This window comes from Klebsiella sp. Q11, assembly GCF_964241505.1.
GTDB classification, from domain to species: domain Bacteria; phylum Pseudomonadota; class Gammaproteobacteria; order Enterobacterales; family Enterobacteriaceae; genus Klebsiella; species Klebsiella michiganensis.
The window spans coordinates 424,651-444,806 of record NZ_CAXSXW010000001.1 but is presented as its reverse complement, the minus strand read 5'-3'; the positions used below and the strand labels follow the sequence as shown (position 1 = coordinate 444,806).

Below are 20,156 nucleotides of genomic sequence, written 5' to 3'. Positions count from 1 at the left end.
CTCCGTCTTTCAGGGCGGGGATCCTGCTTCAGCATTAACGCTATGCGATCGTTGTGTCAGCGCTTTCACCTGCACGGGCCATTGCAATTGATGATATTGCTCCAGAAAAGCAGGATGACGGAATGAGTCTGCTTTCAACACAAGCATTCTCTGGTCATGAGTTTTACAAGCATCGTTGCGCTCCCTTAACCGCCCTATATGTATTCTGGCAGTCTGCGGCAAATCCTCCGCGGGCGTCCCCTCATCCAGCCCCAGCATAATATTGTAACCGGAGAATAACCCATCATCACCCAGGCGCGGACGCGGCAGGAGTTCAGTGGGTATAGTCACCCACAGTCGCACGTCGTCATCGCACCCCAGGTAAACCCGCAGCAGCGCCAGTACGTCCTTTCTCAACTGACCGCCCGGCATCCAGCCCCTGGCCTCATCCGGGTCTTCGGTGTACAGCTCCACCGCCGCACAGTAATTCACGTCGCTGATTTCATCGCCTAGTACCAGATGCTCTCCCAGCGTCCTGTGGTTATCCATCGACAGCTGCGCGCGCTCATCGACCGGCATCAGCACCGGGTAATGCGGCTTCACCGTCACCTGCGTGAAAGGCGCCTGCGAGCGGATAACGGCGGCAATGCCCTCTGCGGTGTGGGTGGGATGCAGCAGCGACGGCAGTATCGCCAGCCCGTGATAAGCCGGTTGTTCGCGCGGGCTGGCGATGCCGGTCAGCGCCATCAGATACTGTGATGTGGCGTCCGTGCCGCCCGGCTCAAAGGTCTCCGGATAGCGGTATTTACGCCAGATACGGTAAAACTGCGTCATGATGCGGTGACTGAAGATATCGAGAAACGCCATCATCGCCTCATGACCTTCCCGGCCACGGGTAATGTCGTCGATAAACGTCGTCGGCAGCGGCGAATCCACGCCATACAGCCCGAGGAAATTTGTCCTGACCGTGGGCGGCGCATCCGGCTGTTCCGGGTCAGTTTCGGTAAGCTTAAGTTCTCCCGTCGGAAAGCCCATCCCCGGATGTGGGCGAAAACGCACCGGGTCGTCTGCGGGTGAGCAGCCCGCGCCCAGCCTGGTTTCGCTCAGCCGTTCGACAAGCTGGCAGAAACGATAAAAATTAAACTCCGGCGTGCGGTCGCGTCCCTGCGCGTCCAGCCAGAATGGAGGAAGTCCGGGTTTGTTGTCGTCCGTCACATCAGCACCCTTCTGATACGCCGCTCCGGCCACAGCCATTCGGTTTTTGACTGTGTGAGCGTCACCGTCAGTTGCGTGAAGCGTACTATGCTGGCGTACTGGGTGAAAAACTGCTCCAGCAGCTCGCAGAACAGCCGGGCATCGCCCGGACCGCTGAACTGCGTTTCATCCAGTTCCACGCGGATATGCACGCCGTGCCACTGGTGCGATGCATTGTACGCCTGCCGGTAGCTGACGCCAGTGATGCCGTCAGTGCGCCGCCGGTTGTTCCTGTCCCTCGTCCAGTCGAACAGGCTCAGGGCAAAGCGCAGATTTTCCGCATTATCAATCAGAAAGCTCAGCGCACGCGGATGCAGCAGCGACATGACCTCCCACTGATAACGCGGCGTGGTCGGCGGATAACAGGGACGGGAGGGCAGGCTGCGGGTGCGCCCGCGCAGGCTCAGGTTCCCGGTGGAGTAATCCGTGTCAAACAGCGCCTGTTGGAGCGACATACGCGGAAACGCGCCATTGGTGCAGGTGAGATTCAGCAGCAGACGCACACCGGGAAGCTGTTCATGGGTTCTGCCGCCGAGCATCAGCAACGTTTCATGCATCCCGCTCACGCCGCGCCAGGTGCGGGTGTGGAAGAAACGCTCCGGCCACTCCTGCTCGTATTGCAGCATACCGCCCTTATGGCGAAAGTGGCGATAAGCCACGTAGGGGTATTCCGTTTCCTCTTCCTCATCCTTCTGGCTGACGGTGTCCACGTTGTAAATTTCGGTATGGCCGTCGGTCAGGCGGTGCGGGCGTAGGCGATAATCCAGTTGCGCCGGTTGCGTCACCAGCGGTTCCCCCGCCAGACGAAACAGGTTAATCACCGGCACGCAGTGCATCCGGATGGCGTCTTCGGGAACCGGCATCTCCGGCGGCATCAGTTCGCTTAAGGCGATATCCAGTTCAAAGTGTGAGCATTCCGGCGGCAGGGTTAACGGCACTGCACTGTGCAGGGTCATAAAGAAAAAACGTTGAGGACCGCTGAAATATTCCAGTAACGGTCGTACCTCGCCGCACAGCGCCGGGCTGTCGCTCTCCGGCCACAGGGCAGGCTGCGGAGCGTGCCAGCGTGGGGAGAAATGAATATCCGCAGGATGTTGCTCCGTCTCACCGCCGTAACGAATGCGGACACGACTGACATGCTGACTCAGCGCCAGATACAGCGCCGCCTGTAGCGGACGTTCGCCGTTCAGGTACAGCGGGATATCATTGAGGGAGATTTGCTGCTCATCCGTCTGCGGGATAACGTTAAAACGCAGGCGCAGCGCATGGCCGCCCTCCGTTCGCGTGTAGCGGCTGATGGTAGCCAGAGAAAACGGGTGAATCACCAGGTCGCTGACGGTGCGGTACGGGCAGCGGTTGCCGCGCTGGTCCTGCATGGCGCTGATCGGCAGGCTCAGCAGTTCGGTTCCGGCAGGCAGCGTCTGCTCACGCAGATGGTTTTCCGGTTGTGGTGGTGTCAACTCCACCACCGCCGTGGAGGGCAGAGTGCGGTTCACTACCGGCAGCAGATGGGAAAGCAGCGGCTCGGTCAGTTCGGGGATATCGTCATCAATCTTACGGCGTACCTGCGCCATCATAAAGGCGAATCCCTGAAACAACTGTTCCACCGACTCATCAGTTTTAAGTGACACTGAGTCTATGCCGAGCTGTCTGGCGACGTCCGGAAACTTCTGCGCAAATTCTTTAGCCGCCTCTTTCAGATAACGTATTTCACTGTCGTAATAGCGCAAAAAATCGTGGTCCATTATCAGTCCCCTTCTTTACGCAGCACAAGGTGGCGGTCATTCAGTTCCACCACGGTTGGTTCGCTGACATTCAGGGCATCACGCGGAATGATGAGCTTCCAGTTGTTACGCACCGTATCGGGCCAGAAAAAAAATGCCGTCAATGCAACAAACTGCGTGTCGTCAGCGAGTGGCATATCCAGATGTGTTTGCTGCCCTGGCGTAAGGCGTATTGCCTGGTATGGCGCGCTCAGGTCTTTGCTCAGCACCTCAGGCCCCTGTTTGAGCAGGCTGCGGTAATCGGCCAGGTTAAACGTTGTGGCGTTACGCAGTGGCCAGATCCGCACCTCCACCGGCGACGACATCCCGTCTTCATCGGTGTTCAGCGCGTTACGGGCGGCCAGTGTCAGATGCAGGGTATCCACCTTCCGGTAAAAAATGGCGTCTGTCACCGCCGTTGCCCCTTGTCCGGCGCGCTGTGCCAGACCACAGCCTGCCAGGGAGAGGACTGTCAGTAAAGCGCCGCAGATACGCCAGCTAGCGGACATCATCATTACCCCCGTCATCCTGAATAAACACCTGCTCAGGCAATTTAAAACGGCGCAGTTTCAGCAAATCCAGCGGCCCGTTGTAGCGCTGGGCGCGCAGGTTCAGCGACAGGCCGACGCCGTCCTCAGCAGGCCAGCTTAAGCGCCAGCGGCCGCTGTCAGTCTTCTCGCGCTGCGCTTTCTCCAGCAGACGCAACAGCGCCCAGGGGCCGTCGGCCTGAAAAGCAGTACGCACCGGTCCGATGTTCTCCCCCTGATTGCGGGAATAACTAAGCACGGCCTGTGGCTGCGCGCTCTGTTTATCCGGCCAGGTGAATGTCTGCCATTCCGCCTGCTGGTTAAAATACTTCATCATCGCGCTGTCTATCTGCAAATCCGTCTCCACCACATTGCGCATCGGGTACATCTGAATATCAAATTCCGTATGCAGTTCGCCCTGCATAAAAAACGCCTGCCCCAGTTGTGTCAGCAGATTAACCGCATCCAGAAACGCCGGACTGAATTTCATCCCCTGGCTGTTCAGTGCGGAAGGCACCCAGACATCGCCCTGTTTATCCAGCAGGCCGCCCAGTTGCTGACGAAGAAACTGCTCCGTCACGCCTTGCTGCGGTGCTATAAAATGAGCCAGCAGCGCCGGGGAGGCATCATTTTCGGAAGAGGCAAAGGGGTAGCGCCCGGAGAATGCATCCTGCCAGGGCTGAACAATCTGTGTGCGCCAGGCTTCATTCATCGCCTGCTGCGCCGGGGCCAGTACCGACTGCCATGCCTGCGCAAGCGGCTGTACAAACGCTGCATCAGCGAAGCCGCTCCAGTCCTGGCCGAGACTGGCCGCCAGCAGCTCACCCTGGCTGCGCGCCACCGCCAGCGGGTTGTCGCGCCGGGAAAAGGCGTCCTGTGCCAGTGCCAGCGTCATGGCCTGCGGATCCGGTGAGGTACTGACCTGCCGGAGCGAAAGACGCGCCTGCGTCACCTGAATCAGATAATCCTGTAATGTCAGCCCGCTGACGGGCGTTGCGCTGTTTTTCGTCTGACCAGGTTGATTCTCGTCAGGGGGTAAAACCGCCAGCAGCGGCGCAAAAGTTTGCGTCACCACGGAGGCCGGATCGGCAGTTTTTGCCGTGCGCGCATCCGTACTTTCCTGACCGGAAACCCGTTGTTTTACCGATTCCAGCAGCGAAGTGCCCATCGTCGTCTCTTCCTGCCCGATACCTGCCTGCCAGCGCAGGGTTTTACCGAGCGCGACCAGCGGGGAGCGTTGTACGTCCCCCAGCAGGGTAAGCTGGTCAATGGCCGAAGAGAGCGAGTCTGCCTGACGCCAGCGCAGACTGTTGAGGAATTCCAGCCAGGCGTTGCTGTAGTCGGTAAAGTAACGTTCCGCCAGACGGGTACGCAGTGCCTCTTCACTTAACACCGGGGAGGTTCGTCCGGTATCATCCAGCACCCAGTCGGTGTGGATTTGCCGTCCGGCTGATGGCCTCCCTGACATTCTGCCGCCAGGCTTCGCGGGTAAACATACCGGGAAGTGACGCATTGCTGTAGAACAGGTCGCCGCTGCCAGCGTCCCCCAGCAGGTCGTTGAGGGTGATATCGGCATGACGCTGCGCAACCTGTTGCAGAACCTGCTGATAAAGCGTGTTCTCACTGTTCTGTATCCCTTTCTGACTGCGCAGCAGGGTACGAACATTCGCAATCATGGTGCTGTATGCCGGGAGTCGCCAGGCCGGGTGCGCAGGCAGTTCGCGCGCGTAAAAATCCAGCATATCGGACGAGAGCATCATCCATTCACCGGGCGTTATACCGCGGGCCGGGTTCTGCCATAACGGCAACAACACCTTTTTCAGAAATTCCGGCTCTGCCCGTTCCGGTTGCGTCAGCATCAGATACGCCTTCAACTGGCGATAAGTTTCTGCTGTCAGCGTGCGGCGCTGCGTCGAGCCGGGCGGCAGCGCCATATACTGGCGTAAATGGCTGCGAAGCTGTTCCGCCAGTGGTGCAACCAGCAGCGTCTGGTTTTGCTGTTGCCAGACCGGCCACATGGCCGCCAGCAGCGCATCATTCTGGTTCAGACCGAAGCGATACCACCAGGGAGCACCTTCGCGACTGCGGTATAACAGGGTATCCATGCGTGCCTGACGCTCCTGTTGCTGACGCACCTGCTCCGCGACCGGTCGCGCTTTTTTCTCCGGCAACAGCAACGCCATATCTGCCTGAACCAGACGGTAATTAAACAGTGCCGAGAGCAGCATTCCCGCTCCCCATAGTCCCAGAAATGCAACGGTGCCACGCACCAGCCAGTCGCCTGCAATCAGGTGGTCGCGTTCTCCCCTGGCGTGACGTATCTGCGCCACAGGCTCTGACCAGGCCGCAGACAGTGAACAGGCGTGCTGGCCCATATGCTGACCCGGCAGGGCGGGGGGCATGAAAAACAATCCGCAGAGTGGGGTTTCGCTCCCGCGCCGGACGAACGGTTGCAGGGCCGTGGTAATTCTGCTGCCGGTGGCGTGCTGGATATCGTGCGACACCTGCAACAGCCAGTTCCAGCGCGGCTGAAGGGACAGTTGCGCCATTCCCTGTCCGGTCAGTTGCGGGAGCAGGGTATGCAGTTGCGTCTGAATATTGGTTTCCTGCGCAGGGGACAAGGCAATACCCACACTCTGGCGCGGTCGGTCGTACTGGTCATGCACGCTGTCGCGCACGCAGAGGGTGTACAGCGGGGGCCGCCAGCTCAGCGTGCGGGCAATATCCCGTAACTGCTGCCAGAGCGTGCGCATGACTCCGTCGTTAAACTCGTCCGGGCTGCTGTTTTCCAGCCCCGGCAGACGCGCCATACCCGAAGGCGGCGTAATGTCCGTCACCCACAGCACCGCGTTCAGCACCCGCCGCCCGCGCAGACGGCGGAACAGGGCGATGTCTTCCTGAGCAATGTTTCCCGGCTCGCCGCACCACAGCAGAGTGGCGGACAGGCTGCGCTGCCAGCGTTCACTGGTCAGACCCGGCAGCAGGGCTTCCACGGTCTGCGCCTGCCCGGTGACCAGCAGCCAGGGCTGACGGTGACGCCGGTGTTCATTGTGCAGACGCCAGAATACCCGTTCGCTTTCTTCCTGTTTTTTATCCGCTGGCCGGGAGAAAGAGAGTAGCTGAAAGGCAAAACCCAGTCGCGCCAGCAGAAAATAGCCCAGCAGAATGCCCGCCTGGGCAATCCGCAGGGTGGATTCATCCACAAACCATGCCTGTGCCTGCGTCTGGCACAGCGCCATCAACAGTATCGCCAGCAGCAATAACATCAGATGAAGCGCTTTACTCATGGCGTATCCCGCCCTGCAACTGCCACTCATCATTCAGCCTGCGTTGCCAAAGAATCAGGGCCAGCGGCACCGCTGCCAGCATTAACAATGCATACAGTACGCCGCCGCCCGCCAGCCACGGCCACAGCGTCTGCTGCACCGTTGAGTCCATCAGCAGAAAGAACAGCAGCAGTACGCAGCAGACGCCCGCCGTCCAGGCCAGCGGGTAGCGTGATATGCTATCCTCCGGCCACTGGGTCGCGGGCGCGGGATGGACGTTTAACTGTACGCAGGCAGTTTGCTCTGGTAACGGTGCCACCACCATCTGGCCGCGCTGCCCGGTGTCGGTGGCCTGTGCCGCCAGTCCCAGCGCCAGCCAGAAGCTGTTTTTATCCGGCTCCCCGATATGGCGGGCAAGCAGGTGCTGTCCGTCAGACGGCAGTGTCTCCCCCTGCGCATCCAGTACGGCAAGCACGGTATTACGCGCGCGGGTATCCAGCCCGGCATCCCACAGGTGGCGGCGCTGCCCCTTTACCATCTGCTCCACCGCCAGCAGGTCCGTCAGAGCCTCTTCCGGTTCAGTGGCGGGTGCAAACAGCGGGCGAAATACCGATACCGGACGAAAACCCGTGTTTTCAGGTAAACGCTGGCGAGCCGCCGTGAACAACAGCGCCACGCTGAATTCACTGCCTGCCGCATCTGCGCTGAGCAACTGTGTGCAGAGCAGCAGCCGTGGCGTATCGGACGCTTCATCGCACCACTGATACAGCAGGCGGGCATCAGGCGGCTCCGCCTGCCAGTGAATACGGTTGTCCGGCAACTGGCGGCTCAGCAACGCAAGCCAGCACTGTGCCAGCGCCTGTCGGCTTTCGTCTTCCACGCTGCCGGTATACAGCCAGATATCCACCACCGGCTGCGGACGCAGAACCGCCAGTAGTGGTGTGAGCGTTTGTCTCAGAATGTCCCGTAACGGCGACATGCCCAGCTCACTTTGCGGCGGACGGGGCAGTAATACCGCCTTCGCTGGTGCCTGGGGCACGACGCCTTCCAGCCCCAGTACACGCAGTGCAAGGTCGGGTTCCGGTGTCAGGACATGCCATGCAGCCAGCGTCAGCGACTGGCGTCCCCACTGTCGCCACTGTGCCTGCTTACTGTCGATAAACAGATGCCGCCAGCGGATTTCCCGCCGCTGATGCAGGGCATGGCTTAGCAGAAACAGCTCCAGCGCCACGGAGGTCAGCAGGGGAATAAGCAGCAGCCAGAACCAGAAACGGCGGTCGGCGAAACCCCGCGCCACCGGCCAGGTGAAAAACAGCACCACAGCCGCCGCCAGTACACACGCCAGCGGCAGTAACAACCATACCCACCAGGCAGGGAAACCCGGTAGCGATTTACGCTCCATTTGCGGTAAACGCCAGTCCATCAGCAGTCCGCTCCGGCATTGGGCAACGATGTTCTCAGCACGCATCCGCACTGTGCCGTGCAGCCGTCAACAATCACCGCCCGGTCATTCATCGTCCAGGTTGGGTGACCTTGGGTTACCGGCACGGTGCCGTGCTGCGGGCAACTCACGGTATCGCCCGCCAGCATCACCTGTTTGCCATCGAATATGGCCCCGGATGCGGTGATGACGTTGCCGCCGTGAGAATGGCTGTCGCCGAGTCGAATTACGCCGCGCATTAATTGCCTCCCTGATGATAGCGGTCAACAGCAGCCTGAGGAATAGTCTCAGATATTTTATCCACGCCGAAAACGTTCGACTGAAAACCGGCCATATACATGATGACAAACGGTGTTCCTGGCTTTTTCCCGGTCTGGTAATTTTGTGACTCAGAAGTGACCTGATAGGTTTTATTTTTATCAGAAGGCATCAATAACCCCAGCCCTTTAATAATAGCCGTGCATTCGGTATATCCCTGTTCTTTAAGCTCTTTGGCTTCTGGCCTGATGACCGATAAAAATTGCGGTTGATGGTCTTCTGATTCAATCATTGCCAGATAACTGCCATCGCTTTGCTTCTGAATATACAGGTCTGCACGCTGCTCGACTTTATAGCTCCCCTGAAGTTCCGGGCAGGCATAAACAAAAACAGGCACCATTAACAACAGTGAACCCAGTATGTTTTTTGACAGTAACATCATAATTCATCCCTTCTGTTTGTTATTGTCTGCGACATCAGGAAAAGAAGTATCGAGTTCTTCATTATTTATTTTCCCTGTTCCGATGCAGTCAGCCCTAAATCCGGGTCGCAGCGCATATGGTCCCAGCCGGTGTAATTTTTAACCTCCGGGACTTTATTGGGGATGCCCTGCCAGTTGGGTTTATGAGCAAAAATACTCCAGTGGTCTGGGCCAGCAACTGCATTCCAGGAAGTATATTCCCATCCCCAGTCCATCCCTGAGCTTCCGGGCATTAAACGATCATGTTCCAGTTCTCCCCGCGAATTACGCCATGAATAAAGAATACCCTCGCCACCTGGTTGAAGACGTGGATCGTCAAAAGGTTTTGAACTGATATACAAATCACCCTGTCTGGTCAGCAGGAAACTCTGGTCGTTGACCACTGTGAAGGATTCAACATCATCTTTATCTGGTCTCCAGTTACCATATCGTTTTGCTCCTCCTACCGGAGAGAATCGCGCCTGTCCCCAGGTCTGACCATAATCGCGGGAAATTAAAAAACCCGATAAATCGTCCCAGGGAACGGCAATATACTTCTCCGATGGGTGAACATATTTAAAGAATGAAATCCTGAAAACAGGAGTATCACGCGCCACCACTTCGGCGCGGATCTGCCTCTGCGTGTCGTTGTACCAGAGCGCGCCTTCACAGTTGAAACCCACCAGCTCCAGATAACGGTGATCGTCAAAACGGTAAACCACCTGAGTGGGCGGCTTTTGTGACTGGCGATTGCCAGCATGGCAGGCTGTCAACAAAACCGTGCTAAACGCCAAAACAGTAAAGTGGGCAGCAGGCAACGGAATGGCACCCTTTATTTTCATCACCTATTTTCCCCCCCGTTCCGATGCTGGCAACCCTAAATCCGGATCGCAGCGCATATGGTCCCAGCCGGTGTAATTTTTAACTTCCGGGACTTTATTGGGGATGCCCTGCCAGTTGGGTTTGTGAGCAAAAATACTCCAGTGGTCTGGGCCAGCAACTGCGTTCCACGAAATGTATTCTCTTCCCCAGTCAAGTCCTGAGCTTCCGGGCATTAAACGATCCTGTTCCAGTTCTCCCCGCGAATTATGATATGAGTAAGGAATACCTTCCCCCCCCTTTTGAAGACGCGGATCGTCAAAGGGTTTTGAGCTCATATAAATATCGCCGGATTTAGTTTGTATAAATCCCTGATCGTTTACTACTGTGAAAGACAGAATATCATCACTTTCAGGACCCGAGGCTCCATATTGCTTTGCGCCTCCACCTGGCATAAAGTGGGCATCGTGCCATGTTTTCCCATAATCTTTAGAAACCATTACACCTGATACATCGTAATAGGTGATCGCAATGTACTTTTCGGAAGGATGGACGTATTTTTTGGTAAAGAGACGGTAAAACTGAGACGTCACTTCGGTATGGATATTACGCTGTGTATCCGTATACCAGAGCGCCCCTTCACAGTTGAAGCCCACCAATTCCAGATAACGGTGATCGTCAAAACGATATACCACCTGAGTGGGAGGTGTCTGTCTGGCCGTACCCGCACTACAGGCGGTCAATGCACCGGTTCCGACAACAAGTACGTGTATAAGTATCTTTTTCATTGGGTTTCCTCTCCTCAAACCTGTGGCTTCGGCATATCCCACTGTAAAACCTCCACCATCTCGTTTTCGGTATCACGTTTACTGCCCGGTTTAACGCGTTGACGAGGGCCATAGTCATTCACCACGCCAGACTCCCCCGTGGGCATTGGCTTTTCGCCTGTTTCAGGTTTGTTCATTAATTTTTTGAATTCATCTGGCAATATTCCCTCTTGATAGTATTTCTTGATTTTAGGCTCTGGATTCCCCGGTCTGCGCCAGTCCGCCTGTAACAGCAAACTGTCCCAGAACGCCTTATTCTCAAACGCTTCATTACGACCAATGGCCAGGTCATAGGGTACGGCTTTCACCGGCACATCCGGGTTACACACAATTGACGAGTGTTGACTGTAGGTGGTCTTGTTGGCAGCGACTTTCTCCAGCTCTTCCTTCGTCATATAGCGCCGTACTTTCAGCCGCTGTGACGGGCCGTATCCACCCTCCACCCTGCCGCTGACAGCTTCCATCTGATGAAGCGTGCTCAATTCTGCCAGTTGCGCCGTACCCAGCGACTGGCCGTCGCGCAGATAGCGGAACGTCGCCGTATCCGGCACCTCCAGCACCTCCTGCGGAAAATCCTCGGCTTTTCTTGCTGCCTTAGCGATTGCCGGGTCATTGCCAGTGAGCGACATTTCGTAACCGTCTTTTTGCCCCTGAAGCTCAAAGACGAAGGGGGCGGGCAGTACCGCGCCGTTGATGGTGACATCCTGGTAAGTGTATTTCACATCTTGCTTGGGGATTTCCGGGTCATTTGCTTTCGCCTGCGGCATGACAAACGAATAACCGGTTTTATCTCCTACCATCACATCCTTGCAGAACACCCGCTGGCGTAAATTCTCCCCCATCTGCGCGCTGATTTTGTCCGGAATGCCGCGCCAGCCCATGCCCTGCACCGGCAGCATCGACACAACCTGGTCGTTCGGGCAGAAATAGTTGTACACCAGGCCAAAGTTGTTGCGGTTGTATGCTTCAGCACTCCATTTGTCCCGTCCGCTGCGCGACAGGCAAAGCTGGTCGTACAGTTTTTCAGTATCCCCCGCATTATGGGACTGACCGCCGTTATACTGAGGGTTATCCGCCATTACTTTGCAGAAGTGTGCCAGCGTCTGCTGACGTGCCTTATCCGTCTGCTGGTTGCCCGGCTGGGCGTTCTCCAGCCAGCGGTTTTCCAGCGAATAAGGGGAGTTATTGAGGATTACACAATCTGCGGGGTTAAAACCTTCCGCCTTCACCCACAGGTTCGCCAGCATGGTGACAATGGTGCCCTGACTGTGGGCGACAATATTGATGGTGTCTTTTTTAGTTGATTCATTCTGCCGGATAGCCAGAATCAAATCCGCCAGCCGCCGCGCGGCGAATGCCTGGTAAATGCGGTGCGGGTTGGCATAAATCGGGTGGCTCCAGTCGCCGTCATTCATCTTCGAGCGGGACAGCGCCCCGACAATCTCCAGCGCTGCACCGTTAGCGCCCGGCCCGAACATATCGGGGATGTTGGTGGTGGCGTTGGCGAAAGTGCCGCCCCCTTTGGCGAACGCCGGATCGAGCCAGTTGTTCAGGTTATCGACATTTTCACCGTTATGGGCATGAAGGACTTTTTTATCATCCTGTTGATACGTATCGTAAGCCAGGTCTGTCTTATCCCGCTTTTCCCGCAGTTCATCGCGATAGCGCTTCTGGTCGGCTTCCCAGGTGGCTTTATCCACGGGTTTGTATCCCCAGTAGAACGGGATCGTTGGTGAACGGTTCACCACCCCGATACAGGTCTGTTTTTCCTGTGGACAGGTGGTGGCGGAGATATTGCCGTCCGGGTCGCTTATCATGAATTCATGTGCTTTCCAGTCGTGGGGATGTAAATCATCCCGGCCCAGCCGTTCGTTCAGCCCCTGACAGATACCTTCGTCCTGGTTCTGATAGGCCTCTCCCACATCATTGACGCCGTGAACCAGAATCACGATACAGGGTAAGGGAGACTCCACTTCACAATCCTGCACCAGCATTTTTCCTGAATCTACCGGACGGCAGATGTCCCCCACCGATAAAAACTTCGGGTTACGAATATCACTCATGATGCTTCTCCCTTAAGGAGTTCAACGGTGGCTTTTTCCAGTTCGTTCATTGTCAGTAGTGAAGATTCGCCACTCTCGTCTGTAATGCCTTCCTGCACGGAACCATCCTGACGGTGAATACGGAATTTCTGGTTTTTCAGAATATGTGAAGGATCGCCCTTGCGGTGCAATCGGTATTTCAGGCCAAACGTCCCTTCGTTAAATGACGGCATCGCCTGGCTGATGCTCTCTCCGCCCTGGTAAATCAGGTTTGGCGTTTTTTGTACAATACGCGTGGGGCCAAGCTGTTCAAGCACGCCGTCTTTAATGCGAATGCCTGCACCGCCGCACATCAGCAGCAGCTCCTGTTTAGCATTCAGCACAATGCGCCCGTTGGTGCTGGTCAGTTGCATATCTGCAAACGAGGTCAGTTCCATCTGGTCTTTCTGCGCCTGGATCTGAATTTTCCCGGCGGCGGCTATCAGTTTGATGCCCATTTTGTGAACGAATACGGAGAATATCTGCCCGACGGCGACGGAAAACTGGCGGAAGACGCTGAAGCTGGCGTCCTGTCCGGCGGTGGCGAGCAGGTTTTTGCCAGCGGAATGTTGCAGGGACTCCGGCGTGGTCTGAGCAATTCCGGCTTCGCCATGTACCACGATGCCGGGCTGTTGCAGTGAGGTCAGGGCAGCGGAAAGCTGCTGTTGCGTGGCGGTACTGACCGGAGAGGACTGGGCGATATTCGCCGTCTGCTCCAGCGTTTTCGCCAGCGCCAGTGCTTTCTCCAGTTGCGCGATGGTCGCTGCCATATCCAGTTGTTTGCCCTGCGCCTTTGGCTGGGCTTCGCTGGTGAGCAGAACGCCTTTTGCGGCGCGTATCGCCGCCCAGCCCCCGGTGCGCAGTTCCGCGCCTTCGCCGCGCAGTTTACGGTTCTGATCCACCAGGTTGCCGAGGTTAAGCTGGCTGCGGTCATTATTGGGTGTGGACAGCTTGATATGCTCTTTGCCGCGTGTGTCATCCATCCGCATTTTGTTGCCGGAAGGCGTTCTTAACACATTGCGTTTGTGGTTCTGCTGCGCGACATGGTCCGGGTGGGTGGAATCATGCATTACATGGGCGATATACGGGCGATCGCCGTCGCTGTTTTCAAACGCTATCAGTACTCCCGTACCGTCCAGCAGCGGCCAATGGAAGCCGTAAGTATCTCCGGCATAAGGTTTCGCCAGCCGCACCCAGCAGCTTTCAAAGCCTTTCTTCCACTCTTTCAGGTCGAGATCAAAACGGATGCGGTAACGGCCCTGATTGTCGATATACGAGTAGGTGTCGTTTTCCTCTTCGCTCGACACGCGGGCTGGCAGCGTGCCGGACATCGGCGGCCACGGCAGCAGCGGCGGGCGGTATGTAAAGCGGTTGTTCCAGGGAACGGCGGTGAAGGTGACAAAATACGCTGTGTCGCGCGCCACGTTTTCGCAGCGGGTGGAGACAATCAGCAGCCCGTCCGGCGCATCGGCGAAGGTTTTACCGGTGACGGTGATTCGCATCCCTGGTCGCAGGGCCATGCAGTTACATTTCCCTTCGAAGGTAATCAGTTCGCTGAGGTGGCGCTCCTGACGACGCTTCGCGTACCAGATGCCCTGGCCGGGCTGCTCCTCATATTCTTTTCCGGCGTCGGGATAATGTTCCGCCCAGCGGTAGTCGGTGGCCCACAGAGCTCGAAAATCCTCATGGGTTTTCACTTCCGACTTCATGTCGCTCTGCGCCTGAAGATAGTTATCGTCGTTAGTCTGCACCCGTTTCGGCACCGCCTGGCGGTTAACGGTGATATCCCATACCGATTCCAGCCCGCCATCGAACAAACCTGAAGGATGACGGAAGGGGATTGCCGGACCTTTTATCCAGCCGCCGGAATGGTCGGTAAGGACAATGACGTCTTCGTCATTCTCTTCGTCGTACTGACGGTAAAACGACACACCGCTATCGGCCAGACGGCGTGAAACGTGGTCGTAGTCGGATTCCCCATACTGCAACATAAAATCGCGTGGCGGGTAGCGATCGGTGAGCTTAAAGACGAAGCTTAGTTTGTCTATCAGGTAGTCACCGAAGGTGTGTTCCGTCAGGCTGATGATGCTGTCATTGAGGAACACCGCGTTGTTGTGCCCCTGCGCCATGCGCGCCATTTTGTGTTCGAGCACCGCGACATAGCGGGTTTCATCGGCGGAGGTGCTGCACTGACGAAACTGCGTAATAATACCGGGGAGAATTCGGGGTTTAAGTTTTTCGTAAGGCTTGCCGTCGGGGTACATCAGTAACTGTGCGCTGTAGTTAATCAGCAGATTTGCGGGGATGTCGGGCGTGGCGCTGGTGAATACGATTTCGTAGCGGGGTATCTGACTGATGGCCTCACAGCCGCCGAATTTCAACACCGATATCTGAATATCCGGCCTTGCCTGGTTCAGCTTTTTCAGCAGTAACTGATAATGGTTGTAAGTGCCGTACTTACCGCCCGCAATAATGTAGTCCTGGATCGCCATTGATTATCCCTGCCACCTTGTTCTCGAAAGAATAAAAGCTGAAGCGCAATAACAGGAGGAATATTACATCTCATCATATCCCTGACCATCCGATGGAATGTAGTTAATCGTTAATGTTTGATCAGGATCAGGATGCATGTTGTTTATGATAAATATCAGGATGTAATTAGCTGAATGCATTTATTTATCTGATAATAGGCGGATGCATGTTTCCTTTGCAAATTCAGAAAACAAATAAAATAAGCGATTTTATTTATTTCATTAATACATCGTTACTGCGTAACCATATATTAAAAGATCGCGTTAAAATACTTTTCCCCTTTTAAATATTTATTCCTGTGCGCTCCCGCTCATCCTCACCGAGGAGCAGTTTTTCCAGCATTTCACGCTATGTTACATCCAGAATCGAACCGGATTGACCACCAAACGTATGCGATGTCAAGAAATAACTTGAGTGATTAATGAACAGGAATGATTTGTAACTGTTTGATTTTATTGAACTTAAAGGAGTAGTGCAATGTCATGAAGAGATGAAATGGTGCCGATAATAGGAGTCGAACCTACGACCTTCGCATTACCGAAACTCGCGTAACCACATGAGTTTGTGAGGTTAGATTGTAGGACGCATTTGTAGTAGGTGCTACATGATGAAGTAGTCTTACTCCAAAGACCTTAAACTCTTTTACAGTTCTCTCCTGATGACATTTAGATTTTACTTTACGCGAGAACAGAACTCTTCCCAGCGAGCGACCAAAGCAATTTTATCAAGTGACAGCACTGTTTGAATTACGTGTCCTTCAAAATCGAGGTAGCTATCAATTGCTCGCTTACTAAAATGAATCGTGAGGGTTTCCGGGTTGACTGCCATATCACCGCGATCAAAAACAGCATGAAGGTCTTTTCGAAGAGCAATCCCATTAGCTACCTTCATCGCACCACCATTACTATGCGGGTGTATATGCGCAGCATCCAAGGCGGCGCGATACTCAACACCAGTTACAGCACACACATTCAAGGAATTCAGCAATACTGCATTACGGAAGCGAGCCTGACCGAAGCGACTATATGTGTTATAGGTCTTACTCATTGAGCTATTCACCATATCCCATATCTGATCGGGATGTAGCTCGAAATCAGCTTGATCAACCTGACTCGGTTTTAAGTGAAGGTGGCTTCCTGCTGACCCTCTAACCTCGTTGTAAGTCGAGTAAAGCTCTCCTCTCGTCATTGCTTCGATTCGTGCGGGCTGATAGCCCTCTTTAATCAAGCGACGATAAGCACTTCGGTAGTCTTGTTGGGACTTTTCAGAAAGTAAAACACCGCCTTTTCCATCAAATGAAATTAACCAGAAATCTTCTTGGTTACTGACCTTATTCTTACATGCCTTCAAGTGCCAGCCACCATCTCTCGCCCAATCAGCTCGCTGATTACTATGATTGGTCGTGTCATACCCTAAGCTATTGAGCCAGCTATAAAATGAAGTAAAACCCAAATTCTGAACTTCTGAAGAAGGAATACGCACAACTTGTAGTGTGTGGCGCGGTTTTAAGAGTGGAGCGGATTCGTTCAATGATTTTTCCTAAGGTTAAATACTGCCGTTACTCACTCAAACCGGAAATGCAACTGCGTTCAAATTCCGAAAGGACAAATGAATATCAGTCACTTTCAAGGCAAACCCATCAAGCTTATGTTATATATGATTTTTATTGCACTTACTTTGACTTAGCTTTGAAAAAAAACGCCACCGTAACGCCTACGTAATGCACCTGAATTTTGGTGTTTCATTCACTCTTATAGAAACAAAAGGCTGGTGAAACGGTAGAATATTAGCATTTAATGAATACTGTTCATCCATACAGCATAAAAATTCATAAACTTACATTTGAACTACTTTCTCAGTTTGTCCCACCGCACTGCCGAAACAATGCCCCAGTTGCCACTGGCATTGGGCCTACGCCATTTTGCCGTCTCCATACTACGGAGATACTCAAGCGCTTCGGAAAAGGTGCCAAAACGCTTCTGAGCCGCTTTATCACCTACACCAAACGAACCATCACGGGTGCTCGCCAAACCGGGGTGAAAACAGGAACCATCGGCCGCGTATGGAACCAACAGTTCCGGGTCGTTATCTTCAGTTGAGCCAGACGCTAATAACTGCCACGGCTCAACGCTCAGAGCGGTAGCCAGCACCTCAATCGCATCCAGAGACGCATTAGAGCCACCACGTTCAATTCTGCTCATATAGCTACGTGCAAACCCACACCGATCAGCAAAGGCTTCCTGGCTCAATCCGGTGGCTATGCGGAGTTCTTTTACCCGCTCGCCAAACTGTATTCTCAAGGTCTTTTTCATGCACTGAATGTGCAGTTTTGACCACTGCAAGGCCACGCTCTATATGAGACATTTTGAATCTAAAAGTTCTATTTGTGAGCACAATCTCCCTCGCAAGAAGCCTGTATCACTACACCAAACAGATTCAAAATGAACACCAATGGTGACAAATAAAATCAAAACCGTATGATGGTCATCACTGGTTAAGTGTCTCCAGCACTCACTACAAGCTGTGATGTTGTTTGGCAAATGAGGGAATCATGACGGAATCAGGCTTTATATTACCGATGGCAGCGGGAGCCGTGCTTAGCTGGGCCAGTTACAGCATAGTTGCTCACGTTTCAATAAAACGGCAGATCAGCAGCCTACGAGCAATATCATGGGGCATTTTGGGAACTCTCGCTTTGGTGCTGGGAGTGTGTGCGTTTTCTGCTGTGAGTGCAGAACACACAACAGAAAAGCAAGGCGCTGCTTGCTCAGATAACACACCGGAATGCTATGCAAAAGCGCACCACAACCCCGTCAGACAGTGCAAGCAGGTAATGGACAATAAAGCGACGTTTCGCCATGTGTGGCAGGAAACTGAAGCTCAACCGGTTTTCGGAACTTACTTATGGCACGACGAGAAAAAGAAAACGATTCAAGCATTTGGACAACAGGCTAAGGCCATTAACAGTCTTGGGATACAAACACCGCTTCAGTATTTTTGTGTTTTCAACGCCAATACCGGGGAAGTAATCGCAGCTTCATTTGAATGAATTAAGCAACCTGCTCATAATATTTCGAACCACTTTTCCGGAAAAACAATATCATTTAAGGGGTTGATAGTCTCTATTGATGCCGAAGGCCAAAGACATTTGGCCTCATCAACTTTCGGATAGGGATCTATCAAAATTACCTTTTTCAAATTTGAGCCACTTTCCCTCAATAGATTCAGCAAAGCATTATCATACGCATTAAAAGAAAAGCCAAAAACAATTAAGATTTTGCTATTGACTAAGGCATTCCTAGCAAATGTCCAAACATCTAGTAATTCAAGCGGAGGTTCTTTTTCAGGAGCAGGGGGAACAATTAAAGCTTTCCCTGTCCTGCCAGGTTTGCCGCTGGTGTATTTATTATATTTGTCCCACGATAAAGAGCCATGTAATTTAGCCAGTAGGATCTCACCAGTAACTCTCACATCTGCATTTTGCCAAGGAAATTGTGGATTTCTTCCTCTTCCCACTAAAATTTCATTTTTTATACCATAATTAAACCCAGAGCAACCTAGGGTATACTCGACAATATTATCATAATTACAAGTAATGATATTTTTTAAACCAGCCCCCTCTAGCTCATTAAATAAATTACGTAAATAAACTATCCTTTCATTTTGTTTCACAATTTTTTCATCGAACATAGCAGCAGAATATCCACCACGAATCCTAGTAATGAATGGTTCAGTTAACCTTCTATTAACATACCAAACAACTCTGCTCCTACGGTGAGAGGATTTATTAATACACCAATAAACAAAATTTTCGTATGTTGCTTCCGGATTTTTTTGTATCCAGACAGACCAATCCTCCTTAATTAGATCGAGCTTTTTCTCTTCTGAGGCAGTAAGGTAAGAAATATTAAAATCAAAAAGCTGACTTACCAGTGGCAAATCGAAAGCCCATTTAGAAAAACCGGCCCCCAAAAATATAGAAATCATGTTACAACAACCTTTTATTACTAATCATGTCCCATAAATCTTGACGTTCATATTCTGATAAAGATTCAATCAATTGAATAGCAACAGCATTCACATCATTACTCAAATTATTGTTGAAGATAATACTTTCCAACCTTAAACATATATCTGGAATGTATCTCATTATATTACATATATGCTCCGCCACATGCTCACAACAATCATCCAATGCAACCTTCACTGAAAATATCATTTTGATTAACTGGACATCATTAAGCAAAGACAATCTTTTTATTATATATTTGTAGCGAAAATCACTTTTTTCCTTCGGGAAATATAAACTTAATCTATAACCAGCATCAGCAACAATTCTGTCATCATAAAGAAGGGAAAGAAAAGTATCTAATAGTTCATCCCATGCAGTATGAGATGAGATGGTGCTTAAATTTTGAAATGAATCTTTCTCTTTCTTTTGATTCGATTGAGGCATGGTTAAGTAAGAAAACTTAATAAAATCTTTCTTAATCCTTGTTAATTCAGCGCTATCAATAAGGTTTTGCAAGCTGTCAGAGTCTAATAAGTGTTCTTGAACAGAAAGATTAATTACCCATGGCCCTTTATTGGTAAGCCTGTCCTTAGCTATATCGCTCAAATTAACCCAAACACCTTTTTCATCCTCAGGATCATAGACGACACCTATTATAGGTAAAGTGCATCTAGACCAATATTCAAAATGAGCTTTATCACTTTTGAAAGAATAACGACCTAAACTAGTTTTAAAGCTTTTCCCTGTTTTTATTTGAACTCCTATCATTGCTCCTGTAGCAATATTTCCCACTTGAGGCTCAATAAACGCATCTATACCAACATCAAAAATCCTAACTGGACGGTAAATTACTTCTTGTTTGCTACATAGATATTGTAAAAAAGCTGAACCTAGCTCGCCAATGTGGGATTCAGAAGTTACTCTTGTCATAAAAACC

General features: G+C 52.7%; 17 protein-coding genes. 1 reads left to right on the top strand and 16 read right to left on the bottom strand.

The window, feature by feature from the left end:
* Positions 1-9: 9 nt before the first annotated feature.
* The 14 genes from tssG to ACESQ2_RS01960 form a co-directional block, all read right to left on the bottom strand.
* Positions 10-1,194: a type VI secretion system baseplate subunit TssG gene (tssG, locus tag ACESQ2_RS02025; protein ID WP_286114657.1), complete on the bottom strand. Its 1,185-nt coding sequence runs from the start codon at positions 1,192-1,194 to the stop codon at positions 10-12.
* Positions 1,191-2,978 carry a type VI secretion system baseplate subunit TssF gene (gene tssF / locus ACESQ2_RS02020; protein WP_368768091.1) on the bottom strand — a complete coding sequence of 596 codons (1,788 nt, stop codon included), beginning with the start codon at positions 2,976-2,978 and terminating at the stop codon, positions 1,191-1,193. Before tssF ends, tssG begins: the two co-directional genes overlap by 4 nt.
* A 2-nt stretch (positions 2,979-2,980) precedes the next feature.
* Positions 2,981-3,511, bottom strand: coding sequence for a type VI secretion system lipoprotein TssJ (gene tssJ / locus ACESQ2_RS02015; protein ID WP_049104576.1), 531 nt, complete (start codon positions 3,509-3,511; stop codon positions 2,981-2,983).
* A complete protein-coding gene (locus ACESQ2_RS02010; RefSeq protein ID WP_368762895.1) occupies positions 3,495-4,991 on the bottom strand; it encodes a type VI secretion IcmF C-terminal domain-containing protein in 1,497 nt (498 codons plus the stop codon). The genes tssJ and ACESQ2_RS02010 overlap by 17 nt, the downstream gene beginning before the upstream one ends.
* The gene (locus ACESQ2_RS02005; RefSeq protein WP_368762894.1) at positions 4,936-6,810 is read right to left on the bottom strand and encodes an ImcF-related family protein; all 1,875 of its coding nucleotides are present in this window, start codon (positions 6,808-6,810) and stop codon (positions 4,936-4,938) included. The genes ACESQ2_RS02010 and ACESQ2_RS02005 overlap by 56 nt, the downstream gene beginning before the upstream one ends.
* Entirely contained in the window at positions 6,803-8,212 is a 1,410-nt protein-coding gene (locus ACESQ2_RS02000; protein ID WP_373170119.1) for a hypothetical protein, read from the bottom strand. The genes ACESQ2_RS02005 and ACESQ2_RS02000 overlap by 8 nt, the downstream gene beginning before the upstream one ends.
* A complete protein-coding gene (locus tag ACESQ2_RS01995) occupies positions 8,212-8,469 on the bottom strand; it encodes a PAAR domain-containing protein (protein ID WP_046877045.1) in 258 nt (85 codons plus the stop codon). The genes ACESQ2_RS02000 and ACESQ2_RS01995 overlap by 1 nt, the downstream gene beginning before the upstream one ends.
* Positions 8,469-8,930: a hypothetical protein gene (locus ACESQ2_RS01990; RefSeq protein WP_373170118.1), complete on the bottom strand. Its 462-nt coding sequence runs from the start codon at positions 8,928-8,930 to the stop codon at positions 8,469-8,471. Before ACESQ2_RS01990 ends, ACESQ2_RS01995 begins: the two co-directional genes overlap by 1 nt.
* A gap of 65 nt (positions 8,931-8,995) precedes the next feature.
* The gene (locus ACESQ2_RS01985) at positions 8,996-9,790 is read right to left on the bottom strand and encodes a hypothetical protein (protein WP_224322563.1); all 795 of its coding nucleotides are present in this window, start codon (positions 9,788-9,790) and stop codon (positions 8,996-8,998) included.
* 3 nt (positions 9,791-9,793) lie between these two features.
* On the bottom strand, positions 9,794-10,555 hold the full coding sequence (locus tag ACESQ2_RS01980) for a hypothetical protein (RefSeq protein WP_046877043.1): 762 nt from the start codon (positions 10,553-10,555) through the stop codon (positions 9,794-9,796).
* A 14-nt stretch (positions 10,556-10,569) separates the two neighbouring features.
* Complete coding sequence (locus ACESQ2_RS01975) at positions 10,570-12,657, bottom strand: DUF3274 domain-containing protein (RefSeq protein WP_014228085.1); 2,088 nt, start codon at positions 12,655-12,657, stop codon at positions 10,570-10,572.
* The gene (locus ACESQ2_RS01970) at positions 12,654-15,167 is read right to left on the bottom strand and encodes a type VI secretion system Vgr family protein (RefSeq protein WP_373170117.1); all 2,514 of its coding nucleotides are present in this window, start codon (positions 15,165-15,167) and stop codon (positions 12,654-12,656) included. The genes ACESQ2_RS01975 and ACESQ2_RS01970 overlap by 4 nt, the downstream gene beginning before the upstream one ends.
* 712 nt (positions 15,168-15,879) lie before the next feature.
* Positions 15,880-16,737, bottom strand: a complete 858-nt coding sequence (locus tag ACESQ2_RS01965) for an HNH endonuclease (protein ID WP_373170116.1) — start codon at positions 16,735-16,737, stop codon at positions 15,880-15,882.
* A gap of 317 nt (positions 16,738-17,054) precedes the next feature.
* Positions 17,055-17,519, bottom strand: coding sequence for a helix-turn-helix domain-containing protein (locus ACESQ2_RS01960; protein ID WP_373170115.1), 465 nt, complete (start codon positions 17,517-17,519; stop codon positions 17,055-17,057).
* 239 nt (positions 17,520-17,758) lie between these two features.
* Here ACESQ2_RS01960 and ACESQ2_RS01955 point away from each other — a divergent pair, with 239 nt between their 5' ends.
* Positions 17,759-18,256, top strand: coding sequence for a hypothetical protein (locus ACESQ2_RS01955; protein ID WP_046877039.1), 498 nt, complete (start codon positions 17,759-17,761; stop codon positions 18,254-18,256).
* Between the two features lie 14 nt (positions 18,257-18,270).
* Here ACESQ2_RS01955 and ACESQ2_RS01950 read toward each other — a convergent pair whose 3' ends face one another.
* Positions 18,271-19,194 carry an SIR2 family protein gene (locus ACESQ2_RS01950; RefSeq protein WP_046877038.1) on the bottom strand — a complete coding sequence of 308 codons (924 nt, stop codon included), beginning with the start codon at positions 19,192-19,194 and terminating at the stop codon, positions 18,271-18,273.
* A 1-nt stretch (position 19,195) separates the two neighbouring features.
* Positions 19,196-20,149 carry a DUF4365 domain-containing protein gene (locus tag ACESQ2_RS01945; RefSeq protein WP_373170114.1) on the bottom strand — a complete coding sequence of 318 codons (954 nt, stop codon included), beginning with the start codon at positions 20,147-20,149 and terminating at the stop codon, positions 19,196-19,198.
* Between the last annotated feature and the right edge of the window lie 7 nt (positions 20,150-20,156).